Here is a 21,626-nt window from a genome sequence, read left to right as displayed (position 1 = left end):
GAAGTCCCGCTGATCGGAAGTCGGCCACCGCGACCGGCCGGTGTGCGGCGCATCCTCGGCCGATGAACGTTGAGGTGCTCGAACTGCTGCCCGAGATCGCCGCCCGCGCCGGGCGGACCGACGAACGGCGCGAAGTGCCGGCCGAGACGATCGGGGAGCTGACCGACACCGGGGTTTTCCGCATGCTCCAGCCGAAACGCTACGGCGGCCACGAATCAGCCCCGCGCCGGTTCTACGAGGTGATCCGTGAGATCGCGGGGGCCTGCGGCTCGACAGGCTGGGTCGCTTCGGTTCTCGGGGTGCACCCGTGGCAGCTCGCGTTGTTCCCCGAACAGGCGCAGGACGACGTCTGGGGAGCGGATCCCGACACCCTGCTGTGCTCCTCCTACAGCCCGATCGGCCGCCTGACCCCGGTCGACGGCGGCTGGTCGTTGTCGGGCCGGTGGAGTTTCTCGTCCGGATGCGCGCACGCGGGCTGGGCATTACTCGGCGCGATCGCCGAGGAGGGCGACTTTCTCACCGTGCTCGTCCCTGCGGAGGACTTCACCGTGGTCGATGTGTGGGACACCGTGGGACTACGCGGCACCGGTAGCAACGATCTCGTGGTCGAGGACGCTTTCGTGCCGCGGCACCGCGTTCTGCGCAACCGCGAGCACGCGCTGCTGCGCGGGCCGGGGCAGGAGGTGAACGACGGTCCTCTCTACCGGCTGCCGTTCGGGGCTGTCTTCACGTCGGCGATCACCGCACCCGTGATCGGTGCGGTGCGTGGTTGTTTCGCCGCCTACACCGAGGAAATGCGGCACCGGGTGCGGACCAGCCTGGGCGGCGGGCGGTTCGCGGAGGACCACCACTCACAGGTATCCGTCGCCCGCGTGGCGTCCGAAGTGGACGCCGCGATCCTGCAGATGGACCGCAACCTCGACGAGCTGTACGCGACGGCGTCCGCCGGCCTCGAACTGCCGAAGGAACTGCGCCTGCGAGCCCGGCGCGACCAGGTGCTCGGAACCGAGCGCGCGCTGACGGCGATCGACATCCTGTTCCGGACCGCGGGAGGCAATTCGCTGCGCCGGGGCACTCCGATCGAGCGGGCCTGGCGTGACGCGCACGCCGGCTCGGTGCACGTCGCCAACGACGTCGAACGCGCTCTCGCCATGTACGGCAAGGGAGTCTTCGGAATCCCTGTCGAGGACAACCTCGTCTGACCGGCCCGGTGAGTGGGACGGCTCACATCGGCGCCGGAAAAGCCGACTTACGCTCCCCGGCCACTGGTCCCTCCCCGCCCGAAGGAGCAAGGATGGCGCTGAACACCACCTCCGAGGATGTTCCGGTCCCGAAGCTACGGCTGTTCCTCATGATCGTGCCGATCATCCTGCTCACGGAGGTCGCCACGTTCGAGATCCTGATGGTCTTCCCCGCCCTGCCCAAGATGGCCGCCCATTTCCAGACGTTGAACGTCGCGTGGGTGGCCTCGATCGTCACGCTCACCGGAGCGGTCGTCCTGCCGCTGGCGGGGAAGGCGGGCGACCGGTTCGGCAAGAAGCGCGTGCTGACCGTGCTCGCGGCTGTCTTCCTGGCGGGCAGCGTGCTGTGCGCGGTGACGGACTCGTTCGCGCTGATGCTCCTCGGCCGGGCGTTGCAGGGGCCGCTGGTCGGCATCGTTTCACTGTCCTACAGCCTGGTGCGGGACATCCTGCCGCGCAGCCAGGTCCCGGTGGCGCTGGGCACGGTCGTGACCGGGGTCGGGATGGGCGCGGTCGCCGGTCCGTTCGTGGCGGGCTGGCTGGTCGATTCGTTCGGCTATCAGGGCGTTTTCTGGTTCCTGATCGTCTACATCGCTTTGGTGCTGCCGGTTTTCCTGGCAACGGTGCCGGAAAGCCCGGTGCGGGTCCGGTCCCGGATGGACTACCTGGGCGCCCTCCTGCTCGGCGTCAGCCTGACCGCGTTGATGGTGGGCCTCGGCGGAGGCGCCAAACAGGGCTGGACGTCGCCGACGACCCTCGGCCTGGTCGGTGTGGGCCTCGTGGTCCTGTTCGTCTTCGTGCTCGTCGAGATGCGCTCGAAGGAGCCGTTGATCGATCTGCGCCTGCTCGTCGGGAGGAAGTTCGGGGCGACGGTGGTCGCCGTCGGGCTCATTTCGTACATGATGAACGCGCACGCCGTGAGCAGCCCGACCATCTTCCAGACCCCGCCCGTTCCCGGAAACGGTTACGGCGTCGGGTTGTCGGCGCTCGAACTCGCCGTGTGGACGTTCCCTCTCGGTGCGGTGGCGATGATCGCCGGGCCGCTCGGCGGTCACCTGTCGAGGCGGATCGGCGCCCGGAACGTGCTCCTGACCGCCGGGCTCCTGTTCCTGGTCGTGCAGTTCCTCGGCTCGCGGCTGTTCACCGTGCAGTGGCAGGTCGCCATCACCAGTGTGATCGCCGGTTTCGCGGTCGGTTTCCTGCACTCGTCCAACGCGAACCTGCTGCAGGACGCGTTGCCGCGGCGGGAAAGCGGCGTCGGCAACGGGATCGCCGGAGTGATCGCGCTCGTCGCCGCCGCGGCGGGCACCGCTGTCACGGGATCGGTGATGGCCCAGCACGTCCGTACCGTGCTGCCCGGATCGCATACCGTCATCTACGCCGATTCCGCGTTCACCAGCTCCTACCTGGTGTCCGGCATCATCGGTGTCGTCGGCGTCCTGGTGGTGCTGGTGATGCGGCACGGCCGCCAGCCCGCACAAGGCGGCCTGGACACCGAGGACGACGCGGTGCGGGGCGAAGCGGTCAAGACAGCCTGATGACGATGCCGGGATGGCCGTCGCTTCGCAAGGACGGCCGTCCCGGTCACCGGTAGCATGCGAGCGGGTACGGCCCGCCGCGCGGACACTGGACGACGAATCGACCAAGGGGGACAGGTGCCACGAATCGCGGAGGTCAGGGCGCCGGCCCGGCCGAGCTCTGCGGAGCAGAAGGAGCGCTACCGCCGGATCCTGCAGGCCGCCGGGCGGCTCGGCGCCGAGCACGGGCTCGAGCGGATGCAGATGCACGACGTGGCCAAGGAATCCGGCGTCGCGATCGCGACGCTCTACCGGTACTTCCCGTCGAAGACCCATCTGTTCCTCGGAGTGATGCGCGCCCAGGTGGAGCGGCTGGCCGAGACGTCCAAGCGGCCCGAGAACGGGACCCCCGCCGAGGCCGTCGCCGCGCTCCTGCTCGAAGCCGGGCAGCGGCTGTGCGAACGACCTCGTCTGGCGCTCGCGATGATGCAGTCCAACAACGCCGCGCACGCCGATACGATGACCGGCTCGACCCGGATCGACGACGTGTTTCAGGACCTGCTGTTGCGCACCGCCGGGATCGCCGATCCGACCGACGATCAGCTGCGGATCATGCGGCTGGTCGAGCAGGGCTGGTACGGCGTGCTCATCGGCACGCTCAACGGCCGCTGGTCGCTTTCGGAGGCGGAGGCCGACGTGCGTCGGCTGTGCGAGCTGTTGTTGGCGCACGAAGCCCACTGAGCGGGATCATCGCGGTTCCGGATTCACGGCGGCCCCTACCGTCGCTCGCACATTCTGAATCCGGAGGTCCCATGTCCCGCACCATCGTTGTCACCGGAGCCGCCTCGGGCATCGGTCAGGCCACCGCCCGGCTGCTGCGAGACCAGGGCGACCGTGTCCTCGGCGTCGATCTGCGCGGCACCGAGATCGAGGCCGATCTGTCCACCGCGGAAGGCCGGACCGAAGCGGCCGAGTGGATCACCGAGCAGTGCGGGGGAACACTCGACGCCCTGGTGGCCTGCGCCGGTGTCGCGACGCCCGGCGAAACCATGGTGCGGGTCAACTTCTTCGGGACCACCGAGCTGGTGACGGCTCTCCAGCCTCTGCTCGCCAAGTCGGACGCACCGCGGATCGCGGTCACCGGATCGATCTCCGGTACTCAGCCTGTCGACCCAGAACTCGTCGCGGCGCTTCTGTCCGGTGACGAGGACACGGCTGTCGGGCGCTGCGCTCCGCTGCTCGAGACCGGTAGCGGGCACCGGATCTATCCGTCGACGAAGTCGGCCCTGGCGCAGTGGGCCCGGCGGCTGGCGATCGCGCCCGGCTACGCCGACGCCGGAATCCCGCTGAACGTGGTGGCGCCCGGAGTCGTACTGACACCGATGAGCGCGCCGCTGTTCGAGGACGCGAGGATGCGCGAGGCGATGGCCACGGCGGTACCGATGCCGCTGAACGGCCATGCCGCGCCCGAGGACCTCGCGGAGGTGTTCGGCTTCCTGATCTCGCCGGCGAACACGCACGTCACCGGCCAGGTCGTCTACGTGGACGGCGGGGCCGAAGTGACGGTGCGCGGGCCGGAGGTCTTCTGATCAGGTGGCCAGGTTGGACACCCCCGTGGTGTCCAGCTCGGCCACCGAGTACGCGGCGTAGCCCTGCCACGGCTTGCGGCCTTCGAAGTGCGGGGTGAGTTCACTTGCCAGCTCTTCGGTGCTGAACGTGCCGGAGGCGGCCGTGAACTTCCGCTCGACGGTGGGCGCGGCCATGAGCGCGACCATGTCGCCGTACACCACGAACACCTGCCCGTTGACCTCCTTCGAGGCGGGCGAGGCGAGCCAGGACACGAAGGTGCCGACCCGTTCGGGCGCGAGGATGTCCAGTTCCCGGGCGCCGTCGGGATCGGCGGCGAACACGTGCGCCGTCATGTCCGTGCGGGCGCGGGGGCAGAGGACGTTGGCGGTCACGCCGTACCGGCTCAGGCCTTGCGCGGCCGACAGCGTGAGCGCCGTGATGCCCGCCTTCGCGGCGGAGTAGTTGGGCTGGCCCGCGGCGCCGAAGAGGAACGCCTCGGACGAGGTGTTGATCAACCGGCCGTAGACCGGTTCACCGGAGGACTTGGCCGCCGCCCGCCAGTGCACGGCGGCGGCGCGGGACACCGACGCGTGGCCCTTCAGGTGTACGCGGATGACGTCGTCCCACGCCTGCTCGGTGAGGTTGAAGAGCATCATGTCGCGCAGCACGCCGGCGTTGTTGACCACGATGTCGAGCGAGCCGAAGGTGCCGACGGCGGCGGCGACCAGGGTGTCGCCCAAGGACCAGTCACCGACATCGCCCTGCACGGCGACGGCGTCGCGGCCCAGCGCGCGGATCTCCGTGGCGACCGTCTCCGCGGCCTCGCCCATGTCGTTGACCACGACGTTCGCGCCGGCGGCGGCAAGCGCGAGTGCCTCCGCGCGGCCCAATCCTCCGCCTGCCCCGGTGACGATCGCGGTGCGGCCGGACAGGTCAGTACTGCTCATGCTGTGGACTCCTTCGGATACGGGTGGCCGCACGCTAAGGCGCGGGACGGCGGGAGCGTCCTGCTCGTCCCGGTCAGCGGGCGTCGACCGGTGAGTGGGATCGGTTCCACGCTCCGTAGCGGTGATCGGTCAGGGTCGGGAGCATGACCACTCGCACCACCGAAGCCGTGATCGTCGATGCCGCCCGGACACCCGTGGGCAAGCGCAACGGCGCTCTTTCCGTCCTGCATCCGGCGGAACTGCTCGGCACCCTCCAACGCGGCCTCCTGTCCAGGTCCGGCCTCGATCCGGCCCGGATCGACCAGGTCGTCGGCGGCTGCGTGACCCAGGCGGGCGAGCAGTCGAACAACGTGACGCGCAATGCTTGGCTGCACGCCGGCCTGCCGTACGCGACGGCGTGCACCACGATCGATTGCGCCTGCGGGTCGGCACAGCAGGCGGTGCATCTGGTCGCGGGCCTGATCGCCGCCGGGAGCATCGACGCCGGCATCGCCTGCGGCGTGGAGGCGATGAGCCGGGTGCCGCTCGGCGCGGCCCTGGCGGGCGGCGGGTCACCCTTGCCGGACAGCTGGTCGATCGACCTGCCGGACCAGTTCGCGGCGGCCGAGCGGATCGCCGCGCGCCGGGGGATCACACGGGCGGACGCGGACGCGTTCGGCCTGAGGTCACAGCAGCGTGCCGCGCAAGCATGGGCTGAAGGACGGTTCGACGCGCAGATCGTCCCTGTCGAGGTGCCCGAGGGGCACGTAGTGCGGCAGGACGGCGGACTGCGGGAGACGTCCGAAGAGAAACTGGCCGCGTTGCGTCCCGTGCTGACCGACGGCGTGCACACCGCCGGGAACTCGTCGCAGATCAGCGACGGAGCGGCCGGGGTGCTGCTGATGAGCCGGGCCGCCGCCGAGGCCGAAGGACTCCGCCCGCGCGCTCGGATCCTCGCCTCCGGCATGGTCGGCGCGGAGCCTTACTACCACCTCGACGGCCCGATCGACGCGACCCGGCAGGTGCTCGACCGCACCGGGATGAAGCTCGGCGACCTCGATCTGGTGGAGGTCAACGAGGCGTTCGCGTCGATCGTGCTGAGCTGGGCCCGGGTGCACGAGGCCGACCTGGACAAGGTCAACGTCAACGGCGGCGCGATCGCCCTCGGGCACGCGGTCGGATCGACCGGCGCACGGCTGCTCACGCAGGCACTGCACGAGCTCGAACGCACGGACCGCGGCACGGCGCTCGTCACGATGTGCGCCGGCGGCGCGCAGGCGACCGCGACGATCATCGAGCGGATCTGAGATGAGCCTCGGACTCGACCAAGAACACCTCGACCTGCGCGACACGGTGCGCGGGCTGGTGTCCCGCCACAGTGGCGAAACCGCCGTCCGACAGGCGATCGACGCCGCGAAGGACCAGCTTCCCGGCTGCTGGCCGGTGTTCGCCGACCTCGGCCTTCTCGGGCTGCATCTCGCGGAAGACCACGGCGGCTCCGGCTACGGCATGCTCGAACTCGCCGTCGTGGTGGAAGAGCTGGCCCGCGGACTGGTGCCGGGACCGTGGCTGCCCACCACGCTCGCGTCGGCGGTGCTGGAACGCGCGGGCCACACCGAGTATCTGGCCGGCCTGGCGGACGGCTCGGTCGTCGGCGCGGTGGCCCTCGACGAGGAGCTGACGTCCGACGGGTCGGTGGTGACCGGTGAAACGACGGTGCTGGGCGGGGTCCTGGCGGACGTCCTCGTGGTCCCGGTGACCCATCAGGGCAAGACCCGGTGGGCCGTCGTGGCAGGGCCTGCCGCCCAGATCACCGAACCGCCCGGCCACGACCCGACCCGGCGCCTCGCCCGCGTCACCCTGGACCACGTGCCGGGCGACCTGCTCGACTGCGACGCACAGCTGCCGCTCGATCTGGCGGCGACCCTGTTCGCGGCGGAGGCGGCGGGCATCGCCGACTACGCCACCTGGACGGCCGCGGAGTACGCCAGGACGAGGGTCCAGTTCGGCAGGCCGATCGGCCAGTTCCAGGCCGTGAAGCACCGGGTCGCGCGCATGCTGGCGCGGGCCGAGCACGCGCGGGCCTGCGCCTGGGACGCGGCACGCGCATGGGACGCGACGACGGATCCGGACGAACGCTCGCTGGCCGCCGCGATCGCCGCGGCCACCTCGGTCGACGCCGGGTTCAGCACGGTCAAGGACCTGATCAACACGCTCGGGGGGATCGGCTTCACCTGGGAGCATCTCGCCGGTTTCTTCCTGCGCCGCGCGCAGACGAACCGGATCGTGCTGGGGCCCGCGCAGCGCTGGCATCGCCGGGTGGGGGCGCTCTCGCGCGCCGGGGTGCGCCGGGGGCTCGAGATCAGCCTGCCCGACTCCGCCACCGAAACCCGTGAGCGGGTCCGGGCCGAACTCGCCCCGGCGAAGGCCCTGGTGGACAAGGAGCGGATCACCTACCTCGCCGAGCGCGGCTACACCGCGGCGCATCTGCCCGAACCCTGGGGCAAGGGGGCCGAAGCGATCGCCCAGCTGGTGATCGCCGGCGAACTCGAAGCGGCGGGGCTGGAGCCGCACGACATGGTGATCGGCGACTGGGTGGTGCCGACCCTGGTCGCACACGGCAGCCAGGAACAGCAACGGTCCTGGATCCCGCCGTCGCTGCGCGGAGACGTCGTGTGGTGCCAGCTCTTCAGCGAGCCCGGCGCCGGTTCCGATCTGGCCGGGCTGAGCACCCGCGCGGAGAAGGTCGACGGTGGCTGGCGGATCACCGGGCAGAAGGTCTGGACTTCGGGCGCGCACGAGGCCGGGCTGGGCATCCTGCTCGCCAGGACCGATCCCGACGCGCCCCGGCACCGCGGTCTTTCCTATTTCGTACTGGACATGCGCAGTCCCGGGATCGAGATCCGGCCGCTGCGGGAGCTGACCGGGGAGGCGTTGTTCAACGAGGTCTTCCTCGATCAGGTCTTCATCCCGGACAGCGGGCTGGTCGGGCAGCCGGGCGAAGGCTGGAAGCTCGCCAGGACCACGCTGGCCAACGAGCGTGTCGCCATGACCAAGGGCTCCGCGTTCGGCGACCCGGGTGAGGAACTGATCGCGCTGGCCGGTACTTCACCGGATCCGGCCAGGGAAGCGACCCTCGGGAAACTGTTGGTGGACGCGCAGTGCGTGGCGCTGCTCGGGTTGCGGACGACGCTGCGCTCGCTCGCCGGTGCCCAGCCCGGCGCCGAGTCCAGTATCGCCAAACTGCTCGCGACCGAGCAGATCCAGGCGCTGTGGGAGACCGCGATGGAGTGGCAGGGGGTCGCGTCGCTCACCACCGAGCCGCGGATCCGGGACGTCACCTGGTGGTTCCTCAACAGCCGCTGCCTGTCGATCGCCGGTGGCACGACGGACATCCAGCTGAACATCATCGGAGAGCGGATCCTCGGGCTCCCTCGCGACGAGCACGGGAAGGCGTGACCATGCCGATCGACGTGGAAAAGGCGCTGGCGGCCGAGCCGTCCGTCCGCACGCTCTCCTGGACCCGGCGCGACGTGTTGCTGTACCACCTTTCGGTCGGCGTCCGCCCGGACGATCTGACCTACACCTACGAGCGCGATCTCCAGGTGTTGCCGACGTTCGCGATGGTGGCGGGCCAAGGGATTTCCGCCGGGACGCAGCCGCCCGCGTCGCTCGACCTGCCCGGTGTCGACGTCGACCTGCGCCGTGTCCTGCACGCGGGGCAGGCGATGACCGTGCACGCACCCCTGCCGCCGAGCGGGTCCGCGCTGCTGGCCAGCCGGATCGTGGACGTCTTCGACAAGGGCAAGGCGGCGGTCGTCGAATACGAGTCCACCGCGTCGACCCCGGAGGGGAGTCCACTGTGGACATCGCGGATGCGCATCTGGTTACGGGGTGAAGGTGGCTTCGGGGGACAGGCAGGGCCCGCTTCCCCGGCCGGGGCGCCGTCCCGCGAGCCCGATCTGGTCGTCGACGCTCGCACCGACCCGGGGCAAGCGCTGCTCTACCGGCTCAACGGGGATCTGAACCCCATCCACGCGGACCCTGCCTTCGCCGAAGCGGCAGGCCTGGAACGACCGATTCTGCACGGGCTCGCCTCGTACGGGATCCTTGCGGGAACAGTGGTCGACAGGCTGCTCGACGGCGACTCCGCCCGGTTGCGTGGGCTCGCGGTCCGCTTCGCGGGCGTACTGCACCCGGGGGAGACGATGCGGATCGCGGTGTGGCGTGACGGTTCGCGGTTGTCGCTGTCGGCGACCTGCCCGGAACGTGACGACGCGCCGGTCCTCGACCACGCGACCGCGGAGGTGACCTGGTGACCGCCACCCAACCCGAACTGACCGCCTCGCCCGGCAACGGCGGCGTCGATGCCGCTGTCGCCGCCGCCCGCCGGGTGATCGCCGCCCTGCTGCACGCGGGAGACGGCACCCCGGCCGAGATGACCGAGATCGCCGGCAAGCTGAACGAAGTGGCCGATCACCTCGAAGAGCACGCTCCCGCGGTGGCCGACAGGCTGGTGGACATGTGGGCGGGCGAGGGAGTGACCCGGCACGACCCGGTGACCGGGCCCGAGAACGCCCTGGCGCCGCCCTTGCACCTGGTCGGCCTCGCCGACGGCGGAATCGAGGGCCGGGTGACGCTCGGGATGCCCTATCAGGGGCCGCCGGGCTGCGTCCACGGCGGGATCTCGGCCCTGCTGCTCGACCACACCCTCGGTGTCGCCAACCACTGGGCGGGGGAATCGGGCATGACCGGGACCCTCACCTTGCGGTACCACCGGACGACTCCGCTGTTCGAAGAGCTGACCGTGACCGGACGCCAGGAATCGGTGGAGGGGCGGAAGATCCACACGCGCGGCACCATCAGCGCGGGTGGGCAGGTCTGTGTCTCGGCTGAAGGGATCTTCGTGAACAAGCACCTCGCGCGACCTCGCTGAGCCTCGGCGGGCCGGGCTGCGTTGCGCAGGCTGACGTCGGCAGACTGCTGCTGGATTCTGGGGTCGGATTGATCGCAGGTTCGGTCCGTGAAGGCCTCCTTGCCTCGGCTCAGCCGAGGAAACTCGACCTTCACGCCTCGCCCAAGTACGTGAAGGACCCCTTCATTGCGTCTAGCGCAATGAAGGGGTCCTTCACGTACTTGGGCGAGGGCAGGTGACGGCACCGAGTGGGTCGGGGTTGGTCGTGATCGCCGCCTGATCACGCATGATCGCCCATCTCGCCCGAACACGACACCTTTGACCTTCTTCTCAAGAGAACACGAATCGCCACTCACGACCAACCCGAAGACAGCGGCCCGGTCTCCCTCGCCCCGCAGACCGGCCTGCTCAGAACTCGGCTCAGAACTCGACCCGGGCTCGCATGACCTTCCCGGTCGCGTTGCGGGGCAACGGTTCGGACGTGATCCGCCACCGCGCGGGGACTTTGAAGTACGCGAGCCGCTCAGCCACATACGCCCGCAATTCGTCCTCTAAAGGCGTCGTGCCCTCGCGAGCCACCACGATGGCCGCGACCTGCTGCCCCAGATCCGGATGCGGGAGACCGGTCACCAGCACCTCGGCGACTCCCGGATGCTCGGCGAGCACGGTCTCGATCTCGGCGGGATAGACGTTCTCGCCGCCGCGGATGATGAGGTCGGAACGCCGCGCGGACAGCCGCAGCCGGCCGTTCTCGAAGGTCCCGATGTCGCCGGTGTGCAGCCACCGATCTTCCCGGATCGCGGCCGCGGTCGCTTCCTCGTCCTCCCAATAGCCGAGCATGGTGTACATGCTGCGCACGCAGACTTCACCCTCGACGCCGTCCGGCACGGGATCGCCGTGCGCGTCGCGGATCTCCAGCTGGACACCGATGATCGGCCTGCCGAGGGTGCCGGGGTCCGCCTCCAGATCGAGCGGACTCGCCGCCGAGACGGCCGTGCACGACTCCGTCAGGCCGTAGCTGTCCACCAGCGCCGAGGCGAACGGGAGCCGATCCCGGAGCCGCGCCTTGAACTGCGGTGACGACGGTGCGGACGCGAGCGAAAAGCTGGTGAGCGACGATGTGTCGTAGGACTCGAGACCGTCGTGGTCGAGGAGCCGCCGGGCCATGGTCGGGACAGCGCCCCAGTGTGTCACGCGTTCCCGCTCGACCAGGCTCATCACCCTGTCGACGTCGAAGGCGCCCTGATGCATGACCACCTTGCTGCCGGTGGCCAGCCGGGGGATGGCCAGGTTGTGCAGGCTGGCGATGTGGAACAGCGGCAGTGTCAGGAGATACGCCCGGTCGCGAGGATCCGAGGGGTCGCCGCACGCGGCCATGAGCGCGTCGTTGAACCGGTGGTACTGCACCACGGCCAGCAGGTTGCGGTGAGAATGCGTCGCGCCCTTGGGCCTGCCCGACGTGCCTGAGGTGTACAGGATGACCGCCGGCGCGTCCTCCTCCACCTCGCTGGTGGGCAAGGGACTGTCCGGATGGGACGTCGCGAGCCGGGGTATGTCGCTTTCGATCGACAGGACCGGGGTGTCCGGCGGCATCAGCGCCGCGCGTTTGGCGTCGGCGATCACCAGGACGGGTGACGCGTGCGCCAGGCCGTATTCGAGTTCGCGAGCGGACCACCAGGCGTTGAAGCCCACCGATACCGCTCCGATCGCGACCGTGGCCCAGAACGCGACGATCCACTCCGGGCTGTTCGGGCCGGCGATTGCGACCCGGTCGCCGGCCCGCACCCCGTACTGGTCTCGAAGCGCTTTGGCGAGTGAGGCGACCTGGGACGCGTGCTCGCCGTAGGTCATCCGCCGGTCCGCCGTGACGAGGTAGTCGCGTCGCTTGTGGACGAGGCTGTCCGCGAGCAGTTCGTGCAGGGCGTGAGCGCGGGTGCCGAAGACGGGCAGGGGCCTGCCCAGCACCGTCTCCTCCACGAGTTCGAAGGGGCCACCGGGGCCTGTGAGGGTTTCCACCGCGGCGCGCGGGTCGCGCTCAGTCTGCATCCGCTCCTCCTCGACGACGTTGCCGATGGCGAACAGTGTCATTCTGCATCGGCGACCTGTGCGCCGATTCCGGTCAGCGGGATCGGCCCGGCCCGATCCGCACGGCGCACGCGAAAGTCGTCGTCATGTCCGAAACCGACGAGTACCGGCCGTTGACCGGCAAGGTCGCGATAGTCACCGGCGCCGGCCAGGGAGTCGGACTCGGGATCGCACTCGCGCTCGCCTCGGACGGGGCCACCGTCGCCGCACTGGGACGGACCCCGGCCCGCCTGGCGGACGCCTGCGCCGAGATCCGCGCTCGGGGTGCGGTCGCGAGCCCGTTCACCTGTGATGTGGCGGACACGGCCGCGATCCCCGGTGTCGTGGAAGACGTCGTGACCGAGTTCGGCGGGGTCGACATCCTGGTCAACAACGCCTACTCCGGCGCGTACGGACCCTTGCTGTCTTTGTCCGAAAAGGACTTCCGGCTGGGTTTCGAAACCGCGCCGTTCGCCGCGTTCACCTTCATGAAAGCGGTGCACCCGCATTTCAAGGCAAGGGGCGGCGGCGACATCGTCAACCTCGTGACGTCGGCGATGGTGCGCTGGGACCCCACGACGTACGGCGGGTACGCGGCGGCGAAACAAGCGCTGCGGTCGCTCACCCGGACGGCGGCGGTCGAATGGGCGCCCGACGGGATCCGGGCGAACTCCATCGCCCCGCACGCGCTCTCCCCGGGACTCGAACGGTGGACGAAACAGAACCCGGAAGAGGCCGAAGCGTTCGTCGCGACCATCCCGATGCGCCGGATCGGCGACCCGGAACGGGACATCGGCCGCGCGGTCGCGGCCCTGGTCGGGCCGGATCTGCGGTACCTGACCGGCGCGACGCTCCCGCTCGAGGGCGGACAGGCGTTCTTCGGATGACCCGGAACGCGAAACAGGAACAAGAAAGGCCGGAAATGACTCCGCCCGAGGTATTCGCCCCCGCCCGGCTCGGTCCCCTGGAGCTGCGCAACCGCGTGCTCAAGGCCGCGACGTACGAAGGGCTGAGCCATCGCGGGCTGGTGACCCGCGATCTCGTGGACTTCCACGTCCGGGTGGCCGCGGGCGGCGCGGCCATGACGACGATCGGTGCGAGCATCGTGTCCGACGGCGGCTGCACGTCACCGCACCAGATCGTGTGGCGGCCGAAAGCCGTGCCCGGGCTGAGCAAGCTGGCCGAAGAAGTACACGCGGAGGGCGCCGCGATCGCGGCCCAACTCGTGCACGGCGGCCCGGTGGCGAGCCCGAAGCTCAACAAGCGGCCCGCTCTGGCGCCCAGCCGTCATTTCCACGCGACGTCCATGAGCTGGGCTCGCGAGGCGACGGTCGAGGAGCTGGCCGCGGTGGTCCGTGACTTCGGTGAGGCCGCCAAGCTCGTGGTCGAGGCCGGATTCGACGCGATCGAGGTCCACCTCGGACACAACTACCTCGCGAGCTCGTTCCTCAGCCCCAAGGTGAACCACCGCACCGATTCCTACGGCGGCAGCCTCGGAAACCGGGCACGGCTGGCCAGGGAGATCTGCCGGTCGGTGCGCGACGCCGTCGGGGACCAGGTCGCGATCATCGCCAAGCTCAACATGGACGACGGTGTTCCCGGTGGCTTCTGGCTCGACGAAGCGATCCCGGTCGCGCAGTGGCTCGAAGCCGACGGCGGTATCGACGCCCTCGAAATGACCGCCGGGAGTTCCCTGCTGAACCCGATGTACCTGTTCAAGGGCGACGTGCCGATGCGGGAGTTCGCGGCCGTGATGCCGCAGCCGGTCAAGCTCGGTGTCCAGTTGTTCGGGAAGACGAAACTGAAGAGCTACCCGTATCGCGACGGTTATCTGCTGGAGGACGCGCGGCAGATCCGGGCGGCGGTCGACCTGCCGATGGTGCTGCTGGGCGGGATCACCGACCGGCCGATGATGGACCGGGCCATGGCCGAAGGCTTCGAGTTCGTCGCGATGGCCCGCGCGCTCCTGCGCGAGCCCGACCTGCCCAACCGGATCATGAAGGACTCGGCCACCCCTTCGTTGTGCATCCACTGCAACAAGTGCATGCCGACGAACTTCGTCGGCACCCGGTGCGTCCTGGTCGAGCGGACGGCGCCTCGCAGTGCCGAGTGGGGTACCCCTGCCGGGTATGCCTCGTGACGATCGCCGATCTTCTGCTGGCCCGCGCCGGAGACTGCCGGCCCGGACTGCGCACCCGTGATCGCGAGTGGACCTGGGACGAGACCTTCTCGGCCTCGCACTGTCCGAAGAGGACGGTGGTGCCGACCTCGGGCTGGCCGGACTGGCCGTGCTGCTGGAGGAACAGGGCCGGAACGTCGCCCCCGTACCTCTCTGGTCGCACGGTGTTGCCTCCTGGGCGGTCGCGCGCTACGCAGATCCCGGGTCTCAGCTGGTCCGGGAAGCGGCCGAGGGCAAGGTGCGGCTCACCGTGGCCCTCGAAGAATACGGCCGCTCGCCCTGGGAACCCGGCTGCGTGGCCACCTGTGCCGACGGCGTCTGGCGGCTGACCGGCACCAAAGCCGCGGTCCCGTCACCGGCGGGCGCGGCGTACGTCGTCCTTTCCGCGACGGGTCCCGACGGGCCCGCGCTGTTCCTGGTGCCGACCGAAGGCGTCTCGTGGCGGGAGTCCGAGACCACCGCGCACGAGCGGGCCGGTGACCTCTCGCTGTCCGAGACCGTGGCCCGCCCGCTGAGTCCTGTCGCGTTCGACGGCGTACTGCGTGCCGCGGCGGTCGCGATCGCCGCTGTCCAGCTCGGCGTCGCCGACGGCGCGCTGCGCCTGGCCGCGTCCTACACCTCGGCACGGGAGCAATTCGGCCGCCCCTTGGCGACTTTCCAGTCCCTGCAGCACCAGCTGGCCGACTGCTTGATCGACCTCGACGCGATGCGCGTGACGCTGTGGCAGGCGATCCAAGCCGTCGACACCGACGACGGCGAAGCCGAGCGAGCGGTCCAGGTCGCCTCCTGGTGGCGGGCCCAAGGCGGGCTCGACGTCGTCTACCGGGTGCAGCACGTCCACGGGGGCATCGGGGTCGACGTCGACTATCCGGTGCACCGGTACTTCCTCTGGGGGCGTCAGCTCGCCGGCACGTTGGGCGGCCCCGCGGCGGTGCTGTCCCACCTCGGAGACGTCCTGGCGGCAGGGGAGGCGAACGGATGACGGCCGTGGGCGATCGGTTGCCACCGCTGGAGATCCCGGTGACCCGCACGATGATCGTGGCGTCCGCGATCGCCTCGCGCGACTATCAGGACGTGCACCACGATCCGGCGCTCGCGATCGAGCGTGGTTCACCGGACGTGTTCATGAACATCCTGACCACCAACGGGCTCGTCGATCGCTTCGTGACGGCATGGGCCGGGCCGTCCGCGGTGGTCAAGCGGGTCAAGATCCGCCTCGGTGCCCCCAACCACCCGGGCGACACGATGGTGCTCAGGGGAACGGTGACCTCGGTCGACGAGGGCAGCCTCCAAGTGGAGGTCCGCGGCGAGAACGGGCGGGGCACGCACGTCAGCGGAACGGTGGAAGTCGAGGTCGGGCGATGAAGCGGACCGCGATCGCGGGAATCGGCGCGACCGAGTTCTCGAAGGCGTCCGGGCGGAGTGAGCTGCGCCTGGCGTGCGAGGCGGTCTCGGCGGCGATCGAGGACGCCGGGCTCCATCCGTCCGAAGTGGACGGCATGGTCACCTTCACCGCCGAGTCCAGCGCGGAGATCCACGTCGCGCGCAACGTCGGCATCGGGGATCTGTCCTTCTTCTCCCGGGTGCCGCACGGCGGTGGCGCCGCCTGCGGCACGGTCGCGCACGCCGTCGCGGCGATCACCGCGGGACTCGCCGACGTCGTGGTGTGCTGGCGTGCCTTCAACGAACGCTCCGGGGAACGCTATGGGCTGGGGCAGGCCGACAGGCCGCTGGACGTGAGCGCGGACCGCGCCGCGTACTCCTGGATGACCCCGTTCGGGCTGTCCACCCCGGCTCAGTGGGTGGCCATGTCCGCCCGGCGGTACATGCACGAATACGGCGCCACCTCCGAGGATTTCGGCCGCGTCGCGGTGATCGACCGGGCGCACGCCGCCACCAACCCGAAGGCCTGGTTCCACGGCAAGCCGATCACCCTCGCCGAACACCAGGAGTCGCGGTGGATCGCCGAGCCACTGCACCTGCTCGACTGCTGCCAGGAGACCGACGGCGGGCAGGCGCTCGTGGTCGTGTCCGCCGAACGAGCCCGTGACCTTCCGCATCCACCTGCGTACGTCCTCGGCGCGGCGCAGGGCGCGGGACGGGATCAGCACATGATGACGTCGTACTACCGCCCCTCGATCTCCGGAATCCCCGAACTGGGCCTGGTCGCGGACCGCCTGTGGGCGCAGAGCGGGCTCGGCCCCGCCGACATGGAGGCGCTCGTGCTCTACGACCACTTCACCCCGTTCGTCCTGCCACAGCTGGAGGAATTCGGCTTCTGCGGGCGCGGGGAGGCCCGGCATTTCCTGGCCGACGGACATCTGGACCCCGGCGGTCGGCTGCCGCTCAACACCCACGGCGGGCAGCTGGGCGAGGCCTATCTGCACGGCATGAACGGCATCGCCGAAGCGGTCCGGCTGGTGCGCGGCACTTCGGTCAACCAACCGGCGTCCGCCAGGAACGTCCTGGTCACCGCCGGAACCGGAGTGCCGACCAGCGGTCTCGTCCTCGGTGCCGCCACATGAACGCGGGTGAGTGGATAGGCCGCCCGCTGGGGGAACGGACCGTCGCCTACGACGAGCGGGACGCGATCCTGTACGCCCTCGCCGTCGGAGCGAAGGCGGCTCAGCTGGACCTCGTGTTCGAAGAACGGCTACGGGTTCTGCCGACCTTCGCGCTCACGCTCGCGCAGTGGGCGCCGGACGCGCTCGGGTCGGCCGGTGCGTTCGACACCGGCACGGCGGTGCACGGCGCGCAACGCCTGGAGGTCCTGCGGCCACTGCCGCGTTCGGGAGAGCTCGTCATGAAGGCGCGCGTGCGTGACGTCTGGGACAAGGGTTCCGCGGCGGTCTTCGAGGTCGAGGTCGAAAGTCACTGTTTCGTGGCGACCTGGTCGATCTTCGCTCCGGGGGCCGGGGGATTCGGCGGCGACCGCGGTCCGTCCGCACCACCGCGCGCGGCAACGCCTGCTCGCTTCACCACGCAGGTCCCGACCGGTGAGAACCAAGCCGCGCTCTACCGTCTGCTGGGCGATCGTCACCACATGCACGTCGACCCGGTGGCCGCGCGGGCGGCCGGCCGGCCCCGGCCGTTCCTGCACGGACTCTGCACCTTGGCCGCTGTGCTGTTCCCGATCGCGGCCGAGACGGGCGCCCACCCCGCCGACCTGCAGGGGCTCGCCTGCCGGTTCGCCGGGCCGGTGTTCCCGGGCGACACGGTCGAGGTCGCGGTCCACTCCGGCGAGATGGCGACGGGATTCGAGGCATCGATTGGGGGCCGGCCGGTCCTGACGGGAGGAGAGGTGAGGTTCCAGTGAGCGAACTCGACGCGATCGGCACCGCCGAGGCGATCCGAAGCGGCGCCGTCAGTGTCCGGGAGGTCGTCGAGGAGGCGATCGAACGGATCGAGAAGCTCAACCCGGTAGTGAACGCGGTCGTGAGCTCACGGTTCGAGCAGGCGCTCGCCGAAGTCGATCGAGGTCTGCCCGCCGGACCGCTGCACGGCGTGCCCGTCCTGATCAAGGATCTGGGTGCCACCGTCGCCGGACTGCCGTCGACCGGTGGGAGCCGTTTGTTCGCCGAGCGGATCGGCGATCGCGACAGCGAATTGGTCGCCCGCTATCGCCGCGCCGGGCTGGTCGTCCTGGGTATGACCAACACCGCCGAGCTCGGCAAGAACGCGAGTACCGAGCCCGCGCTCTTCGGTCCGACCCGCAATCCCTGGCGCGGCACGCATTCGGCGGGGGGATCGAGCGGCGGATCGGCGGCCGCCGTCGCCGCCGGACTGGTCCCGGTGGCGCACGGCAGCGACGGCGGCGGGTCCATCCGGATCCCGGCCGCGATGTGCGGGCTCTTCGGCCTCAAGCCCAGCCGCGGCCGCGTCTCGCCCGCGCCGTCTCCCGCGTCGTTCGCCAACCTGGTCTCGGTCCACCACGCGCTGACCACCACGGTCCGCGACAGCGCCCTGCTTCTCGACATCGCCGCAGGTCCGCTCGCTGGGGAGGCGTTTTCCGTCCCCTCACCGGATTCGAGCTTCCTCGACGGGGTGAGATCCCGCCGCAACCTCAGGATCGGGCTCGTCACGGGACTTCCCGGGCTCACCCCGGAGCCCTCGTGTGTCGCGGCCACCGAACGCGCCGCCGCGTTGTGCGAGACGCTCGGCCATACGGTGGTTCCGGTCGCGGCGGGCTACGACCTCGCCGAGGTCGCCCGCGTGGCAGGCGACGTGATGGGAGCCGATCTCGTCGTCACCGTCGAAGACCGCCTGGCGGAGCTGGCTCGCGACTTGCGTGACGACGACCTCGAACCGCTCACGCGAGTGCTCTACGAGCATTACCGCACTCTCTCCGCCGCCGACCTGAATCGCACGCTGCGGCGCGCGCAGGGGATCGGCTGGGAGGTCGGACGGGCGTTCGACGAGGTCGACCTGGTGTTGACCCCGACACTGGCCCGGCCGACACCGCGCCTCGGCGAGCTGGACACGTCCCGCCCCGAGACCATCTACCGGCACGCGTCGGTCTACGCGGCCTACACCTCGGTCTTCAACCTCACCGGGATGCCCGCGATGTCCGTGCCGTTCGGGTCCACTTCGGACGGACTGCCGCTCGGGGTGCAGTTCGCCGGTGACCTCGGCGCGGAGCCGCTGTTGCTCGGGCTGGCCGCACAGATCGAGGAGGCCGCGCCGTGGCAGAGGACGGTTCACCCCGCCTCGCCGTGAGACGGGGTGAACCGCAGTCGGGACGCGTGCGCCTCGCCCGCGCAGGGCAGTCCGGGACTGCTGATCAGGAACTGGTCCCCGGGGCCGAAGGTGTCTTCGGTGCGATCGTTGTCCGCGCGAATGGTGTCGGAGACGACGTCGCAAATGACCAGCAGGTCCGGCGGCTCGGCCAAGTAGCCGATGTCGAAGCTGTAGTCCAGGTCGTCGAAGCCGATCTCCGGCGCGAAGACGCGACGGGTGAGGCGGGCGCGGGTATGCGATCCGACGGCCCCGATCCGCATCCTGGAGTAGATCTTGTTGACGAAGTCCTCGATCTGGCCGACGTTTTCGCTGTCGAACACCTCGGGCTGCATGGGATCCGGCCTTCCGTTCAGCCGCGCTGAGTACGGCTGGGCAGGGTGTTGTACCGCTCGCGGTAGAAGCGCCGGACTTCGAGGGGCCGTCGGCAGGGAGCGGTGGCGGCCTTGCGGAGCGGCTCCATCTCTTCCCGCGAGACCCGGGCTCGGGTGCCCTCGGGGCGTCCGACGAGCCGCATCTTCGAGCAGGCCGTGCTGTCGAAAGGCAAGACGCTCATGCGGGTCCCTCCGTTCGCCGGCGCGGCCGCCGACCAGGTGACGGACGAACGTGACGAAGTTCCGGCACGCAGGGGCATGGCGACAACCCGGTCACGGGAGCGGACGGCCACCGAAGCTGCACGCCGGAAGCTCTCCGAGGGTATTCCCTTTCACGCCGAAGCGCACCGAACAAGCCGAAGCGAACCGTAGGCGGGCGCACCGCCGTGTCACGCAACCCGTTGGCAGATTGAAATCGAGCTTGACGCCACCGAACGAAACAGGGCCGTGATGCGGCCAGAGTGATCGACAGGACGCCGTCCTGTCCATTGTGGAGTTTCCGGGGTCAGTCGATCGCCGACCGCGACTGGGCCGGTCCGCCGTCGGTGGGGTCGCCCTGGATGGCGCGCACCGCTTTCCAGTGTATGTAGCGGAGTGCCGTACAGGCGCTGACCTCCGTGGCTCCGCAGCGGCCGGTCAGCTGGAGATCAGTGACAGGTAAGGACTCCTTCCTAACCTCCTGGACAACCGACCGATCAAAGGGGGACGGGCACCATGCCTGATCTGGAAGTGGAGCTGGCCGAACTGCAGGTGGCGGCCAGGGGACTGACGAAGGCGGGCGACATCGTCATGAGCGCCTGCTCCGGCGCCGGGATGGCCGACATACCGGACATTCCACCGCCGGGGAGCGTCATTCCCAGATCGGATGGGAAGGGGCACTACACCACTCCCAAGCTCGAAGCACCGGACAACGCCTTCGGCCGCGAGCTCGGTTTCGCGAACATCGCCCGTGCCTACGACGGGTATCGCATGTTGCTGGAAGATCAGCTCAGGGCGCTGGGAGAGCACACGATCGAACTTTCCGAGGCGCTGGACCAGGTTGTCGGGATGTACAGCGCCGCCGACCAGTGGCGGGGCTGAACGATGAGCTTCCTCGACGACCTGCTTGATCCGCCGTTCAACCCCGACGAGATCAGCCCGGACCTCCATGACGCACTCGAGACGATCGTCGAGCAGCTCAAGCTCCTGGACCACATGACCATGCAGCCGTTCCAGCACGTCGATCCCGACGCCCGGGAAGCAGTGACGTCGCTGTTCCGCGACGTGTCGGACACCGACCTCAGACAGCTCGAAGACCTCGTCGACGGCCTGCATCGCACGTGGTACCGGCTCGGCAACGACTACGCCGTCGAGTACGGCCTGGCGATCGACAAGCTGCGGAACTGGTCCGGCACGGGCGCCTCCGCCGCCAAGTCGTCCATCGCCAACGCCAAGAACGCGATCGGGATCAGGGTCAGCAATCTCAGCAGGCTCGAAGCCGCTGCGGTGGCCGCACACGACATCGCGGCCACGGCGAAGGAGGACCTGAAGAAGCTGGCCGAAGCTTTCGAGGAGTCGGTCAAACAGTTCGCGGCCTCCAAGCAGGCGAGATCGAATGTGATGCTGAAAATCCTGGCGGCAGGGCTGGGCGGAGCCGCCACGGGATTGCTCGGCCTGGCCGCCACGGGGCTCTCGGGGATCACCTTCACCGCCATCGGCGCCAGCGGGGCAACGGGTGCCGCGGGAGGCCTGCTGAGCGTGGGATTCGCGGAAATGGCCGCCGATCCGGCGCAACTGGCCGGCGGCTCGCCGCTTGAGATTTCCGTGTCGCTGATGGAGAAGGTCACCAAGATGCGCCTCAACCTGGAACACGCCAACGAGGAGGTCGCGGCCAAACTGCGGCAGCTCACCGAAATGGCCATGGGAGACGAGGTACCTCCGCCGCTGAACCTGCTCCCGGGCGGGAACTTCGACCCGGCGACCTTCCGGACCGACGAAATGCCCGACGCGTTGATCCGGAAGTTCCAGGAAGCCCAGCCCTCCCGCGGTGTCGCCGACGGCATCGCGCCCATGGACCCGGGCAGCGCGGTCTCCCGGCGGCTGTCCGGCCTGGCCGGGTAGCGACTGC

Annotated in this window: 21 protein-coding genes; 17 read left to right on the top strand and 4 right to left on the bottom strand. The window is 69.8% G+C overall.

Annotated elements, in window-relative coordinates:
* Window positions 1-62 precede the first annotated feature (62 nt).
* The 4 genes from hsaA to ACZ6YV_RS20380 all read left to right on the top strand — a co-directional run bounded on the left by hsaA (window position 63) and on the right by ACZ6YV_RS20380 (window position 4,347).
* A complete protein-coding gene (gene hsaA, locus ACZ6YV_RS20395) occupies window positions 63-1,202 on the top strand; it encodes a 3-hydroxy-9,10-secoandrosta-1,3,5(10)-triene-9,17-dione monooxygenase oxygenase subunit (protein WP_465511091.1) in 1,140 nt (379 codons plus the stop codon).
* Between the two features lie 92 nt (window positions 1,203-1,294).
* A complete protein-coding gene (locus tag ACZ6YV_RS20390) occupies window positions 1,295-2,779 on the top strand; it encodes an MFS transporter (protein WP_465511090.1) in 1,485 nt (494 codons plus the stop codon).
* Between the two features lie 117 nt (window positions 2,780-2,896).
* Window positions 2,897-3,499, top strand: coding sequence for a TetR/AcrR family transcriptional regulator (locus ACZ6YV_RS20385; protein ID WP_465511089.1), 603 nt, complete (start codon window positions 2,897-2,899; stop codon window positions 3,497-3,499).
* A 71-nt stretch (window positions 3,500-3,570) separates the two neighbouring features.
* On the top strand, window positions 3,571-4,347 hold the full coding sequence (locus tag ACZ6YV_RS20380) for an SDR family oxidoreductase (RefSeq protein WP_465511088.1): 777 nt from the start codon (window positions 3,571-3,573) through the stop codon (window positions 4,345-4,347).
* Here ACZ6YV_RS20380 and ACZ6YV_RS20375 read toward each other — a convergent pair whose 3' ends face one another.
* Window positions 4,348-5,274 (bottom strand): 3-oxoacyl-ACP reductase, encoded by a 927-nt coding sequence (locus ACZ6YV_RS20375; protein WP_465511087.1) that lies wholly within the window; start codon window positions 5,272-5,274, stop codon window positions 4,348-4,350.
* Window positions 5,275-5,417: 143 nt separating this feature from the next.
* Here ACZ6YV_RS20375 and ACZ6YV_RS20370 point away from each other — a divergent pair, with 143 nt between their 5' ends.
* The 4 genes from ACZ6YV_RS20370 to ACZ6YV_RS20355 are packed head-to-tail and all read left to right on the top strand — an operon-like array spanning window position 5,418 to window position 10,189.
* Entirely contained in the window at window positions 5,418-6,560 is a 1,143-nt protein-coding gene (locus tag ACZ6YV_RS20370; RefSeq protein ID WP_465511086.1) for a steroid 3-ketoacyl-CoA thiolase, read from the top strand.
* A 1-nt stretch (window position 6,561) separates the two neighbouring features.
* On the top strand, window positions 6,562-8,712 hold the full coding sequence (locus tag ACZ6YV_RS20365; RefSeq protein ID WP_465511085.1) for an acyl-CoA dehydrogenase: 2,151 nt from the start codon (window positions 6,562-6,564) through the stop codon (window positions 8,710-8,712).
* A 2-nt stretch (window positions 8,713-8,714) separates the two neighbouring features.
* Window positions 8,715-9,572, top strand: a complete 858-nt coding sequence (locus ACZ6YV_RS20360) for a MaoC/PaaZ C-terminal domain-containing protein (protein WP_465511084.1) — start codon at window positions 8,715-8,717, stop codon at window positions 9,570-9,572.
* The gene (locus tag ACZ6YV_RS20355; protein WP_465511083.1) at window positions 9,569-10,189 is read left to right on the top strand and encodes a PaaI family thioesterase; all 621 of its coding nucleotides are present in this window, start codon (window positions 9,569-9,571) and stop codon (window positions 10,187-10,189) included. The genes ACZ6YV_RS20360 and ACZ6YV_RS20355 overlap by 4 nt, the downstream gene beginning before the upstream one ends.
* Before the next feature lie 399 nt (window positions 10,190-10,588).
* Here the strand turns inward: ACZ6YV_RS20355 and casG are convergent, their stop codons facing one another.
* Window positions 10,589-12,256, bottom strand: a complete 1,668-nt coding sequence (gene casG / locus ACZ6YV_RS20350; RefSeq protein ID WP_465511082.1) for a steroid-24-oyl-CoA synthetase — start codon at window positions 12,254-12,256, stop codon at window positions 10,589-10,591.
* Window positions 12,257-12,339: 83 nt separating this feature from the next.
* On the opposite strand from casG, the gene ACZ6YV_RS20345 reads away from it, so the two are divergent.
* The 7 genes from ACZ6YV_RS20345 to ACZ6YV_RS20315 all read left to right on the top strand — a co-directional run bounded on the left by ACZ6YV_RS20345 (window position 12,340) and on the right by ACZ6YV_RS20315 (window position 19,127).
* Window positions 12,340-13,119 carry an SDR family NAD(P)-dependent oxidoreductase gene (locus ACZ6YV_RS20345; protein WP_465511081.1) on the top strand — a complete coding sequence of 260 codons (780 nt, stop codon included), beginning with the start codon at window positions 12,340-12,342 and terminating at the stop codon, window positions 13,117-13,119.
* A gap of 35 nt (window positions 13,120-13,154) precedes the next feature.
* Window positions 13,155-14,372 carry an NADH:flavin oxidoreductase gene (locus tag ACZ6YV_RS20340; protein WP_465511080.1) on the top strand — a complete coding sequence of 406 codons (1,218 nt, stop codon included), beginning with the start codon at window positions 13,155-13,157 and terminating at the stop codon, window positions 14,370-14,372.
* A 67-nt stretch (window positions 14,373-14,439) separates the two neighbouring features.
* Entirely contained in the window at window positions 14,440-15,393 is a 954-nt protein-coding gene (locus ACZ6YV_RS20335; protein WP_465511079.1) for an acyl-CoA dehydrogenase family protein, read from the top strand.
* Window positions 15,390-15,776 carry a MaoC family dehydratase gene (locus ACZ6YV_RS20330; protein ID WP_465511078.1) on the top strand — a complete coding sequence of 129 codons (387 nt, stop codon included), beginning with the start codon at window positions 15,390-15,392 and terminating at the stop codon, window positions 15,774-15,776. Before ACZ6YV_RS20335 ends, ACZ6YV_RS20330 begins: the two co-directional genes overlap by 4 nt.
* The gene (locus tag ACZ6YV_RS20325) at window positions 15,773-16,936 is read left to right on the top strand and encodes a lipid-transfer protein (RefSeq protein ID WP_465511077.1); all 1,164 of its coding nucleotides are present in this window, start codon (window positions 15,773-15,775) and stop codon (window positions 16,934-16,936) included. The genes ACZ6YV_RS20330 and ACZ6YV_RS20325 overlap by 4 nt, the downstream gene beginning before the upstream one ends.
* Entirely contained in the window at window positions 16,933-17,727 is a 795-nt protein-coding gene (locus tag ACZ6YV_RS20320; protein WP_465511076.1) for a MaoC/PaaZ C-terminal domain-containing protein, read from the top strand. The genes ACZ6YV_RS20325 and ACZ6YV_RS20320 overlap by 4 nt, the downstream gene beginning before the upstream one ends.
* A complete protein-coding gene (locus ACZ6YV_RS20315; protein WP_465511075.1) occupies window positions 17,724-19,127 on the top strand; it encodes an amidase in 1,404 nt (467 codons plus the stop codon). Before ACZ6YV_RS20320 ends, ACZ6YV_RS20315 begins: the two co-directional genes overlap by 4 nt.
* On the opposite strand, the gene ACZ6YV_RS20310 is transcribed toward ACZ6YV_RS20315, so the two are convergent.
* On the bottom strand, window positions 19,109-19,468 hold the full coding sequence (locus ACZ6YV_RS20310; protein WP_465511074.1) for a hypothetical protein: 360 nt from the start codon (window positions 19,466-19,468) through the stop codon (window positions 19,109-19,111). The genes ACZ6YV_RS20315 and ACZ6YV_RS20310 overlap by 19 nt on opposite strands.
* Window positions 19,469-19,497: 29 nt before the next feature.
* Window positions 19,498-19,701 (bottom strand): hypothetical protein, encoded by a 204-nt coding sequence (locus ACZ6YV_RS20305; RefSeq protein ID WP_465511073.1) that lies wholly within the window; start codon window positions 19,699-19,701, stop codon window positions 19,498-19,500.
* 532 nt (window positions 19,702-20,233) lie between these two features.
* On the opposite strand from ACZ6YV_RS20305, the gene ACZ6YV_RS20300 reads away from it, so the two are divergent.
* Window positions 20,234-20,599 (top strand): hypothetical protein, encoded by a 366-nt coding sequence (locus ACZ6YV_RS20300; RefSeq protein WP_465511072.1) that lies wholly within the window; start codon window positions 20,234-20,236, stop codon window positions 20,597-20,599.
* A gap of 3 nt (window positions 20,600-20,602) precedes the next feature.
* A complete protein-coding gene (locus ACZ6YV_RS20295) occupies window positions 20,603-21,619 on the top strand; it encodes a hypothetical protein (RefSeq protein WP_465511071.1) in 1,017 nt (338 codons plus the stop codon).
* Window positions 21,620-21,626 lie beyond the last annotated feature (7 nt).

The sequence above is a fragment of the Amycolatopsis sp. NPDC102522 genome, from assembly GCF_055584485.1.
Note: the sequence above shows the minus strand (reverse complement) of the source record. Positions and strands in the feature narration are given on the sequence as shown.

Excerpts from the sequence above, each read along its gene's own strand:
- ACZ6YV_RS20305 (WP_465511073.1), bottom strand. The coding sequence starts at position 19,701 with ATGAGCGTCTTGCCTTTCGACAGCACGGCCTGCTCGAAGATGCGGCTC.
- ACZ6YV_RS20375 (WP_465511087.1), bottom strand. The coding sequence starts at position 5,274 with ATGAGCAGTACTGACCTGTCCGGCCGCACCGCGATCGTCACCGGGGCA.
- ACZ6YV_RS20330 (WP_465511078.1), top strand. The coding sequence starts at position 15,390 with ATGACGGCCGTGGGCGATCGGTTGCCACCGCTGGAGATCCCGGTGACC.
- ACZ6YV_RS20390 (WP_465511090.1), top strand. The coding sequence starts at position 1,295 with ATGGCGCTGAACACCACCTCCGAGGATGTTCCGGTCCCGAAGCTACGG.
- ACZ6YV_RS20380 (WP_465511088.1), top strand. The coding sequence starts at position 3,571 with ATGTCCCGCACCATCGTTGTCACCGGAGCCGCCTCGGGCATCGGTCAG.
- ACZ6YV_RS20370 (WP_465511086.1), top strand. The coding sequence starts at position 5,418 with ATGACCACTCGCACCACCGAAGCCGTGATCGTCGATGCCGCCCGGACA.
- ACZ6YV_RS20325 (WP_465511077.1), top strand. The coding sequence starts at position 15,773 with ATGAAGCGGACCGCGATCGCGGGAATCGGCGCGACCGAGTTCTCGAAG.
- ACZ6YV_RS20340 (WP_465511080.1), top strand. The coding sequence starts at position 13,155 with ATGACTCCGCCCGAGGTATTCGCCCCCGCCCGGCTCGGTCCCCTGGAG.
- ACZ6YV_RS20300 (WP_465511072.1), top strand. The coding sequence starts at position 20,234 with ATGCCTGATCTGGAAGTGGAGCTGGCCGAACTGCAGGTGGCGGCCAGG.
- ACZ6YV_RS20345 (WP_465511081.1), top strand. The coding sequence starts at position 12,340 with ATGTCCGAAACCGACGAGTACCGGCCGTTGACCGGCAAGGTCGCGATA.
- ACZ6YV_RS20320 (WP_465511076.1), top strand. The coding sequence starts at position 16,933 with ATGAACGCGGGTGAGTGGATAGGCCGCCCGCTGGGGGAACGGACCGTC.
- ACZ6YV_RS20295 (WP_465511071.1), top strand. The coding sequence starts at position 20,603 with ATGAGCTTCCTCGACGACCTGCTTGATCCGCCGTTCAACCCCGACGAG.
- ACZ6YV_RS20365 (WP_465511085.1), top strand. The coding sequence starts at position 6,562 with ATGAGCCTCGGACTCGACCAAGAACACCTCGACCTGCGCGACACGGTG.
- casG (WP_465511082.1), bottom strand. The coding sequence starts at position 12,256 with ATGACACTGTTCGCCATCGGCAACGTCGTCGAGGAGGAGCGGATGCAG.
- hsaA (WP_465511091.1), top strand. The coding sequence starts at position 63 with ATGAACGTTGAGGTGCTCGAACTGCTGCCCGAGATCGCCGCCCGCGCC.
- ACZ6YV_RS20360 (WP_465511084.1), top strand. The coding sequence starts at position 8,715 with ATGCCGATCGACGTGGAAAAGGCGCTGGCGGCCGAGCCGTCCGTCCGC.